13 protein-coding genes and 1 riboswitch are annotated in these 16,717 nt (G+C 63.2%); of the genes, 3 read left to right on the top strand and 10 right to left on the bottom strand.

Features of this window, described 5'->3' with window-relative positions:
* The first annotated feature begins 115 nt into the window (after positions 1-115).
* The gene (locus tag R6G97_RS09765) at positions 116-1,564 is read left to right on the top strand and encodes a histidine kinase (RefSeq protein WP_043212006.1); all 1,449 of its coding nucleotides are present in this window, start codon (positions 116-118) and stop codon (positions 1,562-1,564) included.
* Between the two features lie 169 nt (positions 1,565-1,733).
* Here the strand turns inward: R6G97_RS09765 and R6G97_RS09760 are convergent, their stop codons facing one another.
* The 8 genes from R6G97_RS09760 to R6G97_RS09725 form a co-directional block, all read right to left on the bottom strand.
* Positions 1,734-2,447: a PqiC family protein gene (locus R6G97_RS09760; protein ID WP_070571122.1), complete on the bottom strand. Its 714-nt coding sequence runs from the start codon at positions 2,445-2,447 to the stop codon at positions 1,734-1,736.
* A 175-nt stretch (positions 2,448-2,622) separates the two neighbouring features.
* Positions 2,623-4,881, bottom strand: coding sequence for a DNA topoisomerase IV subunit A (parC, locus tag R6G97_RS09755; protein WP_317848047.1), 2,259 nt, complete (start codon positions 4,879-4,881; stop codon positions 2,623-2,625).
* A gap of 76 nt (positions 4,882-4,957) precedes the next feature.
* Positions 4,958-5,944, bottom strand: a complete 987-nt coding sequence (locus tag R6G97_RS09750; RefSeq protein ID WP_317848046.1) for an esterase-like activity of phytase family protein — start codon at positions 5,942-5,944, stop codon at positions 4,958-4,960.
* Positions 5,941-7,845 (bottom strand): DNA topoisomerase IV subunit B, encoded by a 1,905-nt coding sequence (gene parE, locus R6G97_RS09745; protein ID WP_070571120.1) that lies wholly within the window; start codon positions 7,843-7,845, stop codon positions 5,941-5,943. The genes R6G97_RS09750 and parE overlap by 4 nt, the downstream gene beginning before the upstream one ends.
* Positions 7,846-7,879: 34 nt before the next feature.
* Positions 7,880-8,488 (bottom strand): YqiA/YcfP family alpha/beta fold hydrolase, encoded by a 609-nt coding sequence (locus tag R6G97_RS09740; RefSeq protein WP_317848045.1) that lies wholly within the window; start codon positions 8,486-8,488, stop codon positions 7,880-7,882.
* A 173-nt stretch (positions 8,489-8,661) separates the two neighbouring features.
* Positions 8,662-9,477, bottom strand: a complete 816-nt coding sequence (gene cpdA / locus R6G97_RS09735; protein WP_102081290.1) for a 3',5'-cyclic-AMP phosphodiesterase — start codon at positions 9,475-9,477, stop codon at positions 8,662-8,664.
* Positions 9,478-9,562: 85 nt separating this feature from the next.
* Positions 9,563-10,015, bottom strand: a complete 453-nt coding sequence (locus R6G97_RS09730; RefSeq protein WP_043207338.1) for a DUF1249 domain-containing protein — start codon at positions 10,013-10,015, stop codon at positions 9,563-9,565.
* On the bottom strand, positions 10,006-10,623 hold the full coding sequence (locus tag R6G97_RS09725) for an NUDIX domain-containing protein (protein WP_043207336.1): 618 nt from the start codon (positions 10,621-10,623) through the stop codon (positions 10,006-10,008). The genes R6G97_RS09730 and R6G97_RS09725 overlap by 10 nt, the downstream gene beginning before the upstream one ends.
* Before the next feature lie 184 nt (positions 10,624-10,807).
* Here R6G97_RS09725 and R6G97_RS09720 point away from each other — a divergent pair, with 184 nt between their 5' ends.
* The gene (locus tag R6G97_RS09720; protein ID WP_090343206.1) at positions 10,808-11,554 is read left to right on the top strand and encodes an RsiV family protein; all 747 of its coding nucleotides are present in this window, start codon (positions 10,808-10,810) and stop codon (positions 11,552-11,554) included.
* On the opposite strand, the gene cytX is transcribed toward R6G97_RS09720, so the two are convergent.
* Entirely contained in the window at positions 11,523-12,806 is a 1,284-nt protein-coding gene (cytX, locus tag R6G97_RS09715) for a putative hydroxymethylpyrimidine transporter CytX (RefSeq protein WP_090343208.1), read from the bottom strand. The genes R6G97_RS09720 and cytX overlap by 32 nt on opposite strands.
* 184 nt (positions 12,807-12,990) lie before the next feature.
* Positions 12,991-14,877 (bottom strand): phosphomethylpyrimidine synthase ThiC, encoded by a 1,887-nt coding sequence (thiC, locus tag R6G97_RS09710; RefSeq protein ID WP_043207332.1) that lies wholly within the window; start codon positions 14,875-14,877, stop codon positions 12,991-12,993.
* Between the two features lie 141 nt (positions 14,878-15,018).
* A riboswitch (TPP riboswitch) is annotated at positions 15,019-15,125 on the bottom strand.
* 152 nt (positions 15,126-15,277) lie between these two features.
* Between thiC and R6G97_RS09705 the strand changes: the two genes are divergently transcribed.
* Positions 15,278-16,708: a TolC family outer membrane protein gene (locus tag R6G97_RS09705; RefSeq protein WP_043207331.1), complete on the top strand. Its 1,431-nt coding sequence runs from the start codon at positions 15,278-15,280 to the stop codon at positions 16,706-16,708.
* Positions 16,709-16,717: the final 9 nt, after the last annotated feature.

The raw sequence follows: 16,717 nt of genomic DNA, 5'->3' as shown, positions 1-16,717 counted from the left end.
AAAAATGCGCATTCTACCGATTTTCCGTGACCATCGGGCGCTACCGATACTTTGCCGACAAAACACGGCTCGCTATACTGCGCAACACCTTTTTCGCCATAAAGAGCCGCGCTCTGTGAACCGGCCCACGCCAGTCAAACCTGATAACTTCTTCCTGATGATCTTCCGAGCCCTGCGCCAGCGTCGCGTTCCGCTGGCTCTGCGCATCGCCAGCCACAATATTTTCCTGGTGGCCCTGGCGCTGGTGATCTATGCCTGCGTCATGGGTCTGCAGTTCCGGCAGGCCATGCATGAGCAGGCCGACGCCCTCGGCCAGAGCCTGACCATCCAGACCGCCAACTCGGCGACCGAGCTGCTGGTGTCGAATGACATCCTCAGCCTCAACGTATTGCTGGGCAATCTGGTGAAGAATCCGCTGGTGGCCCATGCGGCCATCTACAGCGTGGACAACCGCATGCTGGCCGAAGCCGGCCAACGGCCGAAGAACGGACTGCTGGGCGAGGCTGAAGGGCTTTACCAGACCAAGATCACCTTCCAGGACGTGACCGCCGGGCAACTGCGCATCAGCCTGGACATGAGTCAGTTCCAGCAGCCGATGACCATCAGCCTGCAGAGCATGGGTATCCTCGGCGGCATCCTGCTGGCCTTGGCACTGGCCCTGAGCCTGCGCCTGGGCCGTCACATCACCACGCCGCTCTTGCAGTTGCGCGTGTGGCTGCGCGACCCGCACCCATATACGCCTGCAACCGACCGTCAGGACGAGATCGGCGACCTGGCGCGTCAGTTGCACACCCGCCTGGCACCACCCCCGCCGCCAGAACCGGAGGAAATCGAAGAAGATTTCGAGGACCTGGACGAAGTCGTCGTTACCCCCAAGGCCACGACAAAAACCAAGATCGCAACTGAAGACGACGAGGACGATGATGCCTTCGCCGGTCTGATCGACGCCGAGGACAGCCACGCCAAGCCTGTCGCTGCTGTGTCCGACGAGCCGCAGTACAGCGCCGTGCTCGCCGTGCAACTGGGCTCCCAGGAGCAACTGCGCCGCCTGCCCCGCACACGCCTGACCGAGTTGCTGGAGCGCTATCGCGACTGCCTGGAGCAGGCCGCATCGCTGTATGACGGCGAGACCTACACCCTCAACGATGGCAGCACCCTGTTGCTGTTCCACAGTCGCGACTGTGGCGAGGATTACCTGACCAATGCCATCTGCTGCGGCGAACTGCTACGGGCGCTGGGCCATGCCTTGCAGATCGAGGTGGCCGACAGTGGCATCACCCTGCAACTGCAGCTGGGCTTGGTCCTGGCAGACGACCTGCAGGGTCTGGAGCAGGTCGACCTGCTGATGACCGAAAAAGCCCAGGATGCCCTGGCGCTCTCGCAGCACAGCCGTAACTTGCTGCTGGTGGAGCGCAAGATCAGCGATGATGGACTGATTCGTCAACGAGCCCGCATCCGCCCGATAGCCAGCCCAGAAGGCGCCTGCTGCGTCGAGCGACTGATGGAGCCCTATCCGTCCATGCTCGAGCGCCAGTTGGCGCGCATGCACGAGCGCCGGGCCTGAGCTTCAGGAACGATTGGGGCCGAGCCAGCGCACCGTAGGAGCTGGCTCAACCTGCGAGGGTCCGTACACCGGCCTTCTAATTCGCAACCGTTCCAACAGCTCGAATCACCAGCACTTCACGAAGCAAAAAAAAGCCCGCATCGCTGCGGGCTTTTTTGTGTCTATCGGTTTAGAACCGGTAGACCTCCATGTCGGTCCGAATCGGCGAGGCCATCGGAATCTTTGGCTTCTCAGGCCCCTTCTTGACTTGAACCGGGGCGGACTTGCGTTGAGGCGGGGTCTCTTCAGCAATTGCCGGCTGGTTAGCCAGCGGTTTGACCGCAACACTGAGCTGCTCGGCCAGCTTCTGCAGCAATTGCCCCTGGGCCTGCACCTGGGACGCCTCGGAGCCCTCGTGTGGCTGCTCCAGGTGAACGATACGGTTATCCCGTACCTTGCCGCGACGATCGAGCAGGCGCCACTGGGCGTCGAGAATCGCCGGCTGGTTCTTGCCCGAATCCAGGCGGGTAATCGACAGCAACACTTGCACGTCAGGATTGAAACCGGCGGTCGCCGGGGCCAGGACCACGCGCTGGCTGTCCAGACGCCAGGCCAATTGGCGAACCAGCAACTGATCGATGTCCGAGGACAAACTGCCGGCCCAACGACCGTCGGTCGCCGAGGTCAGGCTGCCATCAGGCTGACGCTGCAGGAAGGTTTCACGTTGCAGGTAATCGGCGACCGATACCGGGCCGAGCACAACCGCCATGCCGGCGCTCTGCGAGGGCTGGCCTGGATCACCGCTGTCCAGCTGATACAAGGCTACCGGCTGATGCATGCTGCATCCGCTCAGTCCCAGCAGACCTGTCATCAACAGCGCAAATGGAAGGCGCAGAAATTTCATTCATCCCATCCAAGCGGTCGCCCAGGGGCAAACCGCAGTGATACTCATGTAGATTCTTACGGGCACACGGCCACGCCGGTACCGCAAGGGCACTATCATCCGCGAAATAACCGCCCGACTCCAGCATTTCTGCCTGAAATGACGCTGTAATTGCCGCTTCAGACAGACAGCCGGTTCACTCAGGGCGTTCAACCGCCATGCCATCCACGCGCTGGAAGCCACGCGGCAGCTTGCTGCCACGCCGTCCCCGCTCGCCTTTGTAATGCTCAAGATCGTCAGGCTTGAGAGATAGCGTACGCTTGCCCGCTTGCAATACAAGGGTCGCCCCCTCACTCACTACCGCAAGGTCAGTGACAAACTCTTCACGGCTGGCGACCCGGTCACCGGGCACGCCGATGATCTTGTTGCCCTTGCCTTTGCCCAATTGCGGCAGATCGCTGACCTTGAAGATCAGCAGGCGACCTTCGGTGGTCACCGCAGCCAGCCAGTCCTGCTCCCGGTCCGACACCGGCCTTGGAGTCATGACCTTGGCGCCGTTGGGCAGACTGAGCAGCCCTTTGCCGGCCTTGTTCTTCGCCTGCAGGTCTTCGCCTTTGACCACGAAGCCGTAGCCGGCGTCGGAGGCTACCACATAGAGCGCATCGTCATCAGGCAGCAGTACGCATTCGAAGCTCGCGCCCGGTGGCGGCGTCAGACGACCGGTCAGCGGTTCACCCTGGCCACGTGCCGAAGGCAAGCTGTGGGCAGCCAGCGAATAGCTGCGCCCGGTGGAATCGATGAACACGGCGTACTGATTGGAGCGGCCCGCGGCAGCTCCCTTGAAGCCATCACCGGCCTTGTAGGACAGGCCTGTGGCATTGATGTCATGCCCCTTGGCGCAGCGTACCCAGCCCTTCTCGGAAAGCACGACGGTAACAGGCTCGGTCGGCATCAGCTCGTTTTCCGAGAGTGCCTTGGCCTCAGCTCGCTCGACGATCGGCGAGCGGCGGTCGTCGCCGTAGGTCTCGGCATCCTTGATCAGCTCACTGCGCACCAGCTTGCGCAGCTTGGCATCGCTGCCCAGCAGCGCCAGCAGCTTGGCCTGTTCCTTCAGCAGCTCGTCCTGCTCGCCGCGGATCTTCATCTCTTCCAGGCGCGCCAGCTGACGCAGGCGGGTCTCGAGGATGTAATCGGCCTGAACCTCGGTGAGGTCGAAGCGAGCGATCAGAGCCTGCTTGGGCTGGTCTTCGGTGCGAATGATGTGGATGACTTCATCCAGGTTGAGGAACGCTGTGAGCAAGCCTTCCAACAGATGCAGGCGTTTCTCGACCTTCTCCAGACGGTGCTGCAAGCGGCGGCGGACGGTACCGATGCGGTACTCCAACCATTCGAGCAGCAAGGCACGCAGGTTCTTCAACTGCGGCCGGCCGTCCAGACCGATGATGTTGACGTTGACCCGATAGCTGCTCTCGAGGTCCGTGGTGGCGAACAGATGCTGCATCAGTTCGTCGGCATCCACCCGGTTCGAACGCGGGATGATGACGATACGGCAGGGGTTCTCGTGATCCGACTCATCGCGCAGGTCGGCGACCATCGGCAGCTTCTTGGCCTGCATTTGCGCGGCGATCTGCTCCAACACCTTGGCACCGGAGACCTGGTGCGGCAGGGCCGTCACCACGATGTCGCCGTCTTCTACCCGGTACACGGCACGCATGCGGATCGAGCCACGGCCGCTCTCGTAGAGCTTGAGGATCTCGGCGCGCGGCGTGACGATCTCGGCTTCGGTCGGATAGTCCGGCCCCTGGATGTGCTCGCACAGTTGCTCGATGGTGGCCTTGGGCTCGTCGAGCAGGCGCACGCAAGCGCTGGCGACTTCACGCAGGTTGTGCGGTGGCACGTCGGTGGCCATGCCCACGGCGATGCCGGTGGTGCCGTTGAGCAGGATGTTCGGCAGGCGCGCCGGCAACACGGCAGGCTCCTGGAGCGTGCCGTCGAAGTTCGGCACCCAGTCGACAGTGCCCTGGCCCAGCTCGCTGAGTAACACCTCCGAATAACGCGACAGGCGCGCCTCGGTGTAACGCATGGCGGCGAATGACTTCGGATCGTCCGGCGCACCCCAGTTGCCCTGGCCATCGACCAGGGTATAGCGGTAGCTGAATGGCTGGGCCATCAGCACCATGGCCTCGTAGCAGGCCGAGTCGCCATGGGGGTGGAACTTGCCGAGCACGTCACCGACGGTGCGCGCCGATTTCTTGTGCTTGGCATCGGCATCGAGCCCCAACTCGCTCATGGCGTAGACGATGCGTCGTTGCACCGGCTTCAGACCGTCGCCGATATGCGGCAAGGCACGGTCCATGATCACGTACATGGAGTAGTTGAGGTAGGCCTGTTCGGTGAAGTCAGCCAAGGAGCGGCGTTCGACGCCTTCGAGACTGAGTTCCAGTGAGTCGCTCATGCGGGCCTCGTCATTTCAGGTTCTGGCGCGACGGCAACTACCGCCGCGCCGGGTAAATTCAAATCGGCCGGCAAGCCTACGGCTTGGCGTTCCAGCCACCTTCAGGGGCCGCGAAACGCCAGACGATTGGACGAGCCTCACCATCGGCACGATCGCCGTTGTTGTTGTCCACACCCACCCAGGCACCTTTGGCGTCGATCACCAACGCCTCGGCCAGCCCATACGGTTGGTCGTAGCGGCGCGATTCAACCAAGGTATCGGCGGCGAACGACCAGCAACGCTCGACCTGCCCGCTCTCGCTGTCACGGCGGCAGATGCGATAGGCGTTGCGTTCGAGGGTGTACAGTTTGCCCTCGTACCATGCCAGGTCGGAGAAGTCCCGCGCCATGGCCTGCGGATTGGGCATTTGCTTGGGCTGCATTTCGACGCCCGCCTCGCTGAGCAACACACAGCTGCGTGCGCAGTTCCAGACCGACTGCTGGCGTTCTACCAGCAGCAGACCGCGTCGCTCCCGCTCGGCCGCCAGCCACAGACGATCCCCGGACGGGTGGACTGCCAGCCCTTCGAACAGTGCATTGAAGTGCAGCAGCATGCCGCTGGCACGCGCCTGGCGCACCATGGCCGGGTCGATCTTCAGCCAGCGCGGTTCGCCATCGGCAGGCAGTTGCAACACCGCGGCATGGGCTTCGCTGATCAGGTAGAAGTTGCCGGCCTGATCACAGCTGATGCCCTCGAAGTCCAGCTCGCCGCCGCGGATATAAGAGGCCGCCCAATTACGCGACTTCAATCCCCAAGGCAGACCGCTCTCCGGCACCGGTGGCGGGGTGAACGTCAGTGGCTGGGCACGCCAGGTCCGGTCCTGCTGATCGAGGCGGTAGATGCGGTCGTCGTCCCGGTCGGACACCGTCCACAAGGCCCCACGGCACCAGGCCAGGCCCGACAGGTTGCCACCGCGCATGCCATCGACCGGGTGTTCCTCGCTCATCTTGAGCTCAGGCCAGTTGGCCGCCAGGCTCGGCAAGGCGACCAACAGCAGGCAGACCGCTGCGAGCAGGCGGGTCAAACCAGTACCTCGGCGAGATTACCTTTGGTCTCCAGCCAGCTCTTGCGATCGCCGGCGCGCTTCTTGGCCAGCAGCATGTCCATGATCTCGGTGGTGCCCTGCACATCGTCCAGGGTCAGCTGGACCAGGCGCCGGGTGTTCGGATCCATGGTGGTCTCGCGCAACTGCGGTGGGTTCATCTCGCCCAGCCCCTTGAATCGGGTGACCTGCGGTTTGCCACGTTTCTTCTCGGCCACCAGGCGGTCCAGGATGCCGTCGCGTTCCGCCTCGTCGAGGGCGTAGTAGATCTCCTTGCCCAGGTCGATGCGATACAGCGGTGGCATAGCCACGTACACGTGACCGGCTTCCACCAGCGGGCGGAAGTGCTGAACGAACAAGGCACATAGCAGCGTGGCGATATGCAGACCGTCGGAGTCGGCGTCGGCGAGGATGCAGATCTTGCCGTAGCGCAACTGCGACAGGTCCGCAGCGCCCGGATCGACCCCGATGGCCACGGCGATGTTGTGCACCTCCTGGCTGGCGAGGACTTCGCCACCATCGACTTCCCAGGTGTTGAGGATCTTGCCGCGCAGGGGCAGGATCGCCTGGAACTCCTTGTCACGCGCCTGTTTGGCCGAACCGCCGGCCGAGTCACCTTCGACCAGGAACAGCTCGGCACGCATCGGGTCCTGACCTGCGCAGTCGGCCAGCTTGCCAGGCAGTGCCGGGCCTTGGGTGATGCGCTTGCGTTCGACCTTCTTGCTCGCCTTCAGACGACGCCCAGCGTTGCTGATGGCCAGCTCCGCCAATTGCATGCCCAGCTCGGGGTGGGCATTGAGCCACAGGCTGAACGCATCCTTGACCACGCCGGAAACGAACGCCGCCGCCTCGCGGGATGACAGGCGCTCCTTGGTCTGGCCAGAGAACTGTGGCTCCTGCATCTTCATGGACAAGACGAAGGTGATGCGCTCCCAGACATCCTCGGGCGCCAGCTTGACGCCACGCGGCAGCAGGTTGCGAAACTCGCAGAACTCGCGCATCGCATCCAGCAGCCCCTGGCGCAGCCCATTGACGTGCGTGCCGCCCTGGGCGGTGGGGATCAGGTTGACATAGCTTTCCTGGACGCTGTCGCCGCCCTCGGGCAACCATAGCAAGGCCCAGTCGACCGCCTCCTTGTTGCCCGCGAGGCTGCCGCAGAACGGCTCGTCGGGCAGACGCATGAACTCGCTGACCGAATCGACCAGGTACGAGCGCAGGCCGTCCTCGTAATGCCATTCGACCTTTTCGCCGCTGGCTTTGTCTTCGAAGCTGACTAGAAGGCCTGGGCAAAGCACGGCCTTGGCCTTGAGCACATGCTTGAGGCGGCTGATGGAAAACTTAGGTGAATCGAAGTATTTCGGGTCGGGGCTGAAATAGACGCTGGTGCCAGTGTTGCGCTTGCCAACAGTGCCGACCACCTCCAGTTCGCTGGCCTTGTAGCCATCGGCGAAGGTCATCTGGTACTCGGTGCCATCGCGCTTGACGCGTACGCGGACTTGGCTGGACAAGGCGTTGACCACCGAGATGCCCACCCCATGCAGGCCGCCGGAGAATTGGTAGTTCTTGTTGGAGAACTTGCCGCCAGCATGCAGCTTGGTGAGGATCAGCTCGACCCCGGACACCCCCTCCTCGGGGTGAATGTCCACCGGCATGCCGCGACCATCGTCGCAGACTTCCAGCGAATGATCGGCGTGGAGAATCACCTGTACCGAACGGGCGTGGCCGGCCAGGGCTTCGTCGACACTGTTGTCGATGACTTCCTGGGCCAGGTGGTTGGGCCGGCTGGTATCGGTATACATGCCCGGCCGCTTGCGGACCGGGTCAAGGCCCGAGAGGACTTCGATGGCGTCTGCGTTATAGGCGCTAGCGCTGGGATTGGCCATGGGTTCTCGTCGTCAGTCTGGTGAATGCAAAAAGTCAAAATACAGAAAAATCGAGCGCCGCATACTGCCCGCGCGCAATGCCGGCGAAGGCCAGCAATGCCGGAAGACGCTCGGCGAAACCCTGGAAACCGTGGTCGCCGCCAGCCTGGATGCGCAGGGCACAAGCTCGGTAATAGCGCTCGGCATGGCGATAATCCAGGGTTTCATCGGCGGTCTGCAACCATACCTGATAGCGGTTGGCATCCAGGGGGGGCGGCACCTCCAGCTCGGCCAGGGCGTGCACATGGTCCAGGGTCAGCTCCCAGGTCTCGTCGGTGTACAGGTTGCGCTGGGTGCCGAGGTATCCGTCGAACAGCCGGTGCGGTCCGACCGCCGGGTTGATGAGCAGTGCCTTCAGGCCATGGCGCTCGGCCAGGTAGGTGGCATAGTAGCCGCCGAGCGAACTGCCCACCAGTAAAGGGTGGCCCAGCTCGGCGATGGCCGCTTCGAGCTGGGCAATGGCCTGACGCGGGTGGTGATGCAAGGCAGGCACACGCAGTTGGTCGGCCAGGCCCAGTTGCTGCATCACCGCCTCGAGTTGGAGGGCTTTCCTCGACAGCGGCGAGCTGTTGAAGCCGTGGATATAAAGGATGGAACCCGACATGCTGCCCCCGGAGTGTACTGCGGCGCGCCCGTCCGTGCGGGCGCAGGGACGCGCAGTGTAGCCTGTTCGCTGGGTTTTGGCGCAGCTTCGGGCTTTTCGCAACAAATTCTTCACGCCGCAGGCGGCCAAGGGCTTGCATCTTGTCGCGGGGCCTTACCTGGAGCACACCGAGCTCAATACCCCGGACTGTTGAAATCCAGCTGTACGTTGAAATCCCGGGCCCGCTCGAACCCACTCTCGACTCGCCCATCGCCATGCAAGCGCAACCACCGGTAACCGGGCTGCTCCTCGCTGACCTGGAAGTCCTCACTGTTGGGGGCGAACTGGATGCAGGTCGAGGGCGTGGCCAACAGACGAACACCTTCACGCCGCTCATCCCAAGGCTGGTGGATATGCCCCCAGAGCACTGCCCTTACCTGTGTATAACCGCGCAGTCGCTTCCATAGCTCATCGGCATTGCGCAGGCCGATCGGCGCGATCCAGGCACAACCGATGTCCACAGGCTGATGGTGCAGGCAGACCAGGCAGTGACGCTCCCCCGCTCCAGCCAGGGCTTGCTCCAGCAGGGCCAGTTGATCGTCGGCGAGCCAACCATGGGTGGCATCGGGCACGTTCGAGTTGAGCATGACAATGCGCCAGGCGCCCAGATCGGTCACCGCCTGCACCAGGTCGCTGCCCTGCGCGAACTCGGCCATCACCTTGGCCTCATCGTGATTGCCCGGCAGCCAGCGGCTCGGCGCACCCAACACCGCAGTCAGCTGGCGGAAGGCTTCATAGGACGCGACGCTGCCATCCTGGGACAGATCACCGGTGCACAGCAGTAAGTCCGGTTGCGGCTGCTCGCGCCGCACTTGCTCGACCACATGCTGCAAGCTGTCGCGGGTATTCATGCCCAGCAGGGTGCCGCCCGCGTCCGCGAACAGGTGGGCGTCGGTCAGTTGCACCACCTGCAGGGGTGCCGAGGCTTGAGGGAGATTGAATTGCGGCAACGGCCGGCTCCTCGAACGGATTCAGCGCGATTATGGGATGCCGAAGGCGCCGGAGCAAAGGGCTGAAACCGACCGCCGTCACATTTCAGCGAACGGCTTCCAACTCATGGCCGCAGGCCAGGCAGTGGCTGAGCCATTCACCCAGGAACAGGTTGAGCTGAGCTTTTTCATCCGGCTGGTGCATGGCCGCGTTGGGATAGGGATAGATGCTGCGCAGGCGCCGGGTATGCTCGGCACTGACCACTTCGGCCATGCGTGCATCGTGGTACACCTGCACCTCCAGATGCGGCACCGGCAACCAGGGCAGGCTGTGTTCCTGACGCACGCGCAGGGTGGTGGTGTAGGGGCACGCCAGCACCACGTCGAGCACCAGCACGCCCAGCATCTGGTCACCTTGGGTCATGCCGATGCGCCGCGAGCTCTGGGTGGTGCGCATGTCTGGCAACAGACGCATCAGGCGGGCGTAGTTGGCCTCGCAGGCTGCCTGCAGCCCGGCCAGGTCGACCCGATAGCGCTCGCGTAACAGGTTCACGACCACATCCCTCGCACTTCCGCACGGTTCAGCGCCAACCATTGCAGGCCGATGATGGTCGCGGCGTTGCAGATACGCCCGTCACGCACAGCCTGCAGGGCGTCCTCGAACGACCAAACGCGCACGCGGATGTCCTCGCCTTCTTCCTCAAGACCATGCAGCCCGCCGGCGCCTTCGCTGGAGCAGCGCCCCAGGAACAGGTGCACGTACTCGTCACTGCCTCCGGGCGACGGGAAGTAGCGGGTCATGGGCCACAGTGCGCTGAAGGTCAGGCCGGCTTCCTCCTGGGCTTCGCGGTGGGCGACCTCCTCGGGCTCCTCGTCCTTGTCGATGAGCCCGGCGACCATCTCGATCAGCCAAGGGTTCTCGACCTTGCCCAAGGCACCGACGCGGAACTGCTCGATCAGCACCACCTCGTCACGCTGAGGATCGTATGGCAGCACACAGACCGCATCATGGCGCACGAACAGTTCCCGGCTGATCTCCCGCCCCATGCCGCCAGCGAACAACTCATGGCGCAAGCGCACCTTGTCGAGCCGGTAGAAGCCCTGGAAGCAGTTGGCCTGCTCGACGATCTCGACCGCCTTGGGCACTGAATTCAACGTATCTGACATGGGAATCCTCGTTACCTCATTTACCGCATCGCGCCATCCTACTCTGCGAGCCGTCGTGTTTCACCCCTTTCCAACGACCGTTCAGGCGGCCAGGACAGAGCGTCTCTACTCTGTTAGCTTAGTGGCGAACTGAAGGCCGCGCCGACGGTCGAAGCTCGACTCCATCTGTTCTGCAAGGATCATCATGACGCTTGTCAAACTGACTTCCGTGGCTGTGCTGGCATTGGCCCTTGGCGCCTGCCAAAGCCTGTTCGAGCCCAACTACCGAGCCCCGCTCGAGGTCAAGCGCGACGCCTGGGAACACGTCAAACCCGGTTGCAGCGAGAGCGACTGCCCACTGGTGAACATCGACACCATTCATTTCCCGGCCCTGCCCAAGCTCGACGCCATCGTCGAACAGCGCCTGCTGCAGCTGACCGAAGACAACCAGCGCAGCACCGCGCCTACCTCGCTGCAAGCCTATGAGCAGCAATACCTGGCCACTGCCGAAAAACGCAACAGCAGCTACCTGCAGGCCAAGGTACGCGAGCAGCATGACGGGCTGGTGATCATCGAACTGTCCAGCTATCTGGACAGCGGTGGCGCCCACGGCATGCCGGGGCGCGGGTTCATCAACTATTCGCGCAAGCTGGACAAGGTCCTGACCCTGCAGGACATGCTGCTGCCGGGCCAGGAGGAGACCTTCTGGAAGACGGTCGAGGAGTCCCACCGCGCCTGGATGATCAGCACCGGCATGGACAAGGACCCCGAATTCATCAAGACCTGGCCGTTCCGCAAGTCCCCGCACGTGGCGCTGACCTATGGCGCGGTGGTGGTCAAGTACGAAGTCTATGCCATTGCGCCCTATTCCATGGGCCACATCGAACTGAAGATCCCCTATCCACGCCTCAATGGCGTGCTCAAGCCCGAGCTGTTTCCTGGCCGCGGCTAAGGCTCAGCAGGCCATGCAGTACCCCTGCCAGCAGCAGTGCCGGCAGGGTCGCCCCCAGCTCCGGTGCGACATTGGCCATGAAGTGATATGCCGCCACCCCCACCGCCCAGGCGACCAGCGCCTGCCAGTGTAAGCCACTGATCGCCGCCGGTATCTGCCGACGGCGAATGACGAAGTGGTCCATCAGCACGACACCGAACAACGGCGCGAACACCGATCCGATCAACAGCAAGAAGTTCTGGTACTGCGCCAGCGGCGCCAGCAGGGCGATCAATGTGCACAGCACGCCGATGGCCAGGGCCAGGTGCTCGACCTTCATGCGCACCAGCAAACCCGTAGACACGGCAGCAGAATGGATGTCGGCAAAGGCGTTCTCCGACTCATCCAGCAAGATCAGCAGCAGTGGAATACCCAGACCTGCCCCCGCCAAGGCCAGTAGCAGTGCATTGACCTCACCGCTCGGCGCGAAGGCCAGGGTGTAGGCCACGCCCAAGCTCATCAGCCAGGCATTGCCAATGAAAAAGCCCAGCGCCGTACCGCCGAACACGCGGCTGGCTCGCTGGCCGAAACGTGAGTAGTCGGCGATCAACGGCAACCACGACAACGGCATGGCGATGACGATGTCAAAGCCCACCGCCAGTGACATCGAGCCATCGCCCGCCTGGCGCCACAGGCCCGCCAGGTCGGCCTTGGCGAACAAGTTCCAGGTCAGCCACAGGCACGCCCCGAGCAGCAGCCAGATACCCCATTTGCGCAGCACCTTGCGCACGAAGGTCAGTGGGCCGCTCACCGCCAGCAAGGTGGCCAGAGCGCCAAAGCACAAGGTCCAGAGCAGAGGGCTGCTCCAGCCGCTGCCCTCGCCGAACGCCCGGGTGCCGAGCAGGCTGGCGGCATCGCGCATGACGATGATTTCAAACGACCCCCACCCCACCAGTTGCAACAAGTTGAGCAGCGCCGGCAGACGCGCGCCATGACGCCCCAGGCTCAGGCGCAGGGTGGCCATGGCCGATAGCCCAGTGTCGCTGCCGATGACCCCGGCCGCCGCCAACAGCAGCACGCCTACCGCGGAGCCCAGCGCGATCGCCAGCACCGAGCCTGCCAAGCCAAGGCCTGGCGCCAGTAGCGCGCCGACCTGCAGGACCATCAGGCCGATGCCGAGGGAGAACCAGAGGGAAAACAGGTCGCGGGCGCCGAATTGGCGCTGCCCGTGAGGGACCGGGTGGTCGGGGGAGAAGTGGCTGGGAGTGGTCATCGGCGGGCTTACCAGAGTTGTTGTTGGGGATACCGAGTCAAACTGACGAAGGGCACAGCCCTGTGGGAGTGGGTTTACCCACGAATGCGTCAGTGAACTCAGCATTCGCAGGTAAACCCGCCCCCACAGGGCCGTGCCCCACACAGAAAAATGTGCCCCTCCCACAGGAAGGGGCCGGGATGCGTTACACCTTTTTGTACAGCTGGCTGCCTTCCTGACGGAACCGCTCGGCCTGCTCGCGCATGCCTTCTTCCACGGACACATCCGTCGCCTCGATACGCTGGTTGGCTGCGTACTCACGGACTTCCTGGGTGATCTTCATGGAGCAGAACTTCGGCCCGCACATCGAGCAGAAGTGCGCGACCTTGGCCGACTCCTTGGGCAACGTCTCGTCGTGGAACGCACGGGCGGTGTCCGGGTCCAGGCCGAGGTTGAACTGGTCTTCCCAACGGAACTCGAAGCGTGCCTTGGACAAGGCATTGTCGCGGATCTGTGCCCCAGGATGGCCCTTGGCCAGGTCAGCGGCGTGCGCGGCGATCTTGTAGGTGATGATGCCGGTCTTTACGTCGTCCTTGTTCGGCAGGCCAAGGTGCTCCTTGGGCGTCACGTAGCAGAGCATGGCGCAGCCGAACCAGCCGATCATCGCGGCACCGATACCGGAGGTGATGTGATCGTAGCCAGGGGCGATGTCGGTGGTCAGCGGACCCAGCGTATAGAACGGCGCCTCATCGCAGCACTCGAGCTGCTTGTCCATGTTTTCCTTGATCAACTGCATCGGCACGTGGCCCGGGCCTTCGATCATGCACTGCACGTCATGCTTCCAGGCGATCTTGGTCAGCTCGCCCAGGGTTTCCAGCTCACCGAACTGGGCCGCGTCGTTGGCATCGGCGATCGAGCCCGGACGCAGGCCGTCGCCCAGCGAGAAGCTGACGTCGTAGGCCTTCATGATTTCGCAGATCTCGTCGAAGTGCGTGTACAGGAAGTTTTCCTTGTGATGTGCCAGGCACCACTTGGCCATGATCGAGCCACCACGGCTGACGATACCGGTGACCCGCTTGGCGGTCAGCGGTACGTAGCGCAGCAGCACGCCGGCATGGATGGTGAAGTAGTCCACGCCCTGCTCGGCCTGTTCGATCAGGGTGTCGCGGAACAGCTCCCAGGTCAGGTCCTCGGCCACACCGCCGACCTTTTCCAGGGCCTGGTAGATCGGTACGGTGCCGATCGGCACCGGCGAGTTGCGGATGATCCACTCGCGGGTTTCGTGAATGTGCTTGCCGGTGGACAGGTCCATGACCGTGTCCGAACCCCAGCGGATGCCCCAGGTCAGCTTGGCCACTTCTTCCTCGATCGAGGACCCCAGGGCACTGTTGCCGATGTTGCCGTTGATCTTCACCAGGAAGTTTCGGCCGATGATCATCGGCTCGAGTTCCGGGTGGTTGATGTTGGCGGGGATGATCGCGCGGCCGCGGGCGATTTCCTCGCGCACGAACTCAGGGGTGATTTCCTTGGGAATGCTGGCACCGAAGCTGTGCCCGGCGTGCTGCTGGTCCAGCAGGCCAGCGGCGCGGGCCTCCTGCAGCTTCATGTTCTCGCGGATGGCGACGTATTCCATCTCGGCGGTGATGATGCCCTGACGTGCATAGTGCATCTGGGTGACGTTGGCGCCTGGCTTGGCACGGCGCGGGTTGCGCACGTGGGCGAAACGCAGCTTGGCCAGTTCGGGGTCGTTCAGGCGCTGCTGACCGAAGTTCGAGCTCAGGCCATCCAGGCGCACGGTATCGCCACGGGCCTCGATCCACGCCGAGCGCACATCGCCCAAGCCTTTGCGCACATCGATGACGACGTTGGGATCGGTGTAGGGACCAGAAGTGTCGTACACCAGCACCGGCGCATTCTGCTCGCCACCGAAGTCCGTGGGCGTGTCATGCAGGCTGATCTCGCGCATGGGTACGCGGATATCGGGGCGCGAGCCTTCGACATAGACCTTGCGCGAACGGGGGAAAGGTTGCACGGACTGCTGGTCGACTTGCGCCGACTCGCTGAGGTGGATCGATTTTTCTTGTTGGCTCATCACAGGCTCTCCAGACAGCGTGGAATGTCGGGGAGAACCTGAAGGGGCGCGGATACACCTAGGACGGTGCGGTGCCGGATGCGAGAAGTGCCTTGAGCTTGAGCTTCGACAATCCCGGACCTGGCACAAGATCTCGCCGGGAAAGCGAGCAATCTTGTTCCCTACGCAGGCGCTAACCTGATCAGGTTCAACGGGATCCGGAACTATCCGATCTCAGCCTTCGATTCAAGGCACCCCGACAAGAACATGCGCAGTCTAGACTCAAGTGGTCGGCAAAGCCAAGCGTGTAGCTTGGCGAATGATGAAAGGCACGTCAGGCGATTGTTGCCAGGTGCGCCCGGCACTACACTGGCCATCGCTCGATACTCAACAGTTCAGAAATTCATTTCAAGGATTGCCTATGCTGCGCAAACTCTCACTGGCGATAGCCGTGTCTTGTGCGTCCAACGCAGTGGTCTGGGCAGCGGATATGCCCACGACGGTGAAAACCGACCTGGTCAGCGTTTACCAGGAGGCGGTCGACAACAACGCCGACCTGGCCGCCGCCCGCGCCGACTACGGCGCTCGTCGCGAAGTGGTCCCCCAGGCCAGGGCCGGACTGCTGCCGAACCTGTCGGCCGGTGCCGAGATGCTCAACACCCGCACCAAGATCGACGAGCCCTCCATCACGTCCAACCGCAGCGGCAATTCCTGGAGCGCCACACTGGCGCAGCCGATCTTCCGTGCCGACCGCTGGTTCCAGTTGCAGGCAGCCGAAGCCGTCAATGAACAGGCGGCCCTCGAGCTGTCGGCCACCGAACAGAACCTGATTCTGCAAACCGCCGAAAACTACTTCGCGGTACTGCGCGCCCAGGACAACCTGGCCTCGACCAAAGCCGAGGAAGCGGCCTTCAAGCGCCAGCTGGACCAGTCCAACGAGCGCTTCGACGTCGGCCTTTCGGACAAGACCGACGTGCTGCAGTCCCAGGCCAGTTACGACACCGCCCGGGCCAACCGGATCATCGCCGAGCGCCAGGTACAGGATGCCTTCGAGGCCCTGGTGACCCTGACCAACCGCGAATACAGCTCGATCCAGGGCGTGGTCCATACCCTACCGGTGCAGGTGCCAATCCCCAACGATGCCAAGGCCTGGGTCGATACCGCGGCGCGGCAGAACCTCAACCTGCTTGCCACCAACCATGCCGTGACCGCCGCCGAGGAAACCCTGCGCCAGCGCAAGGCCGGCCACGCCCCGACGCTCGATGCGGTGGCCAAATACCAAAAAGGCGACAATGACAGTCTCGGCTTCACCAACCCCTCGCCCTTCGGGCGCTACAGCGGCGACGTGGAGCAGACCAGCATCGGCCTTCAGTTGAACATCCCGATCTACAGTGGCGGGCTGACCAGTTCCCAAGTGCGCGAAGCGTACCAGCGCCTGAGCCAGAGCGAACAGCAGCGCGAAAGCCTGCGTCGTCAGGTGGTGGAGAACACCCGCAACCTGCACCGCGCAGTGAACACAGACGTGGAACAGGTACAGGCGCGCAAGCAATCGATCATTTCCAACCAGAGTGCCCTGGAGGCTACCGAGATCGGCTATCAGGTCGGTACCCGCAACATCGTCGACGTACTCGATGCCCAGCGCCAGCTTTACACCTCGGTGCGCGACTACAACAACAGCCGCTACGACTACATCCTCGACAACCTGCGCCTCAAGCAAGCCGCCGGGACGCTCAGTCCGCAGGACCTGCAGGACTTGGGCCGCTATCTGAAAGCCGACTACAACCCGGACAAGGACTTCCTCCCACCCGACCTGGCAGCCGCGGCGGCAAAGAACTTCGAGCGGCGACCTTGAGGACGCGCT

It is taken from the genome of Pseudomonas sp. HTZ2 (genome assembly GCF_033173945.1).
Classification (GTDB): domain Bacteria; phylum Pseudomonadota; class Gammaproteobacteria; order Pseudomonadales; family Pseudomonadaceae; genus Aquipseudomonas; species Aquipseudomonas guariconensis.
This window is presented reverse-complemented; position numbering and strand designations above follow the sequence as displayed.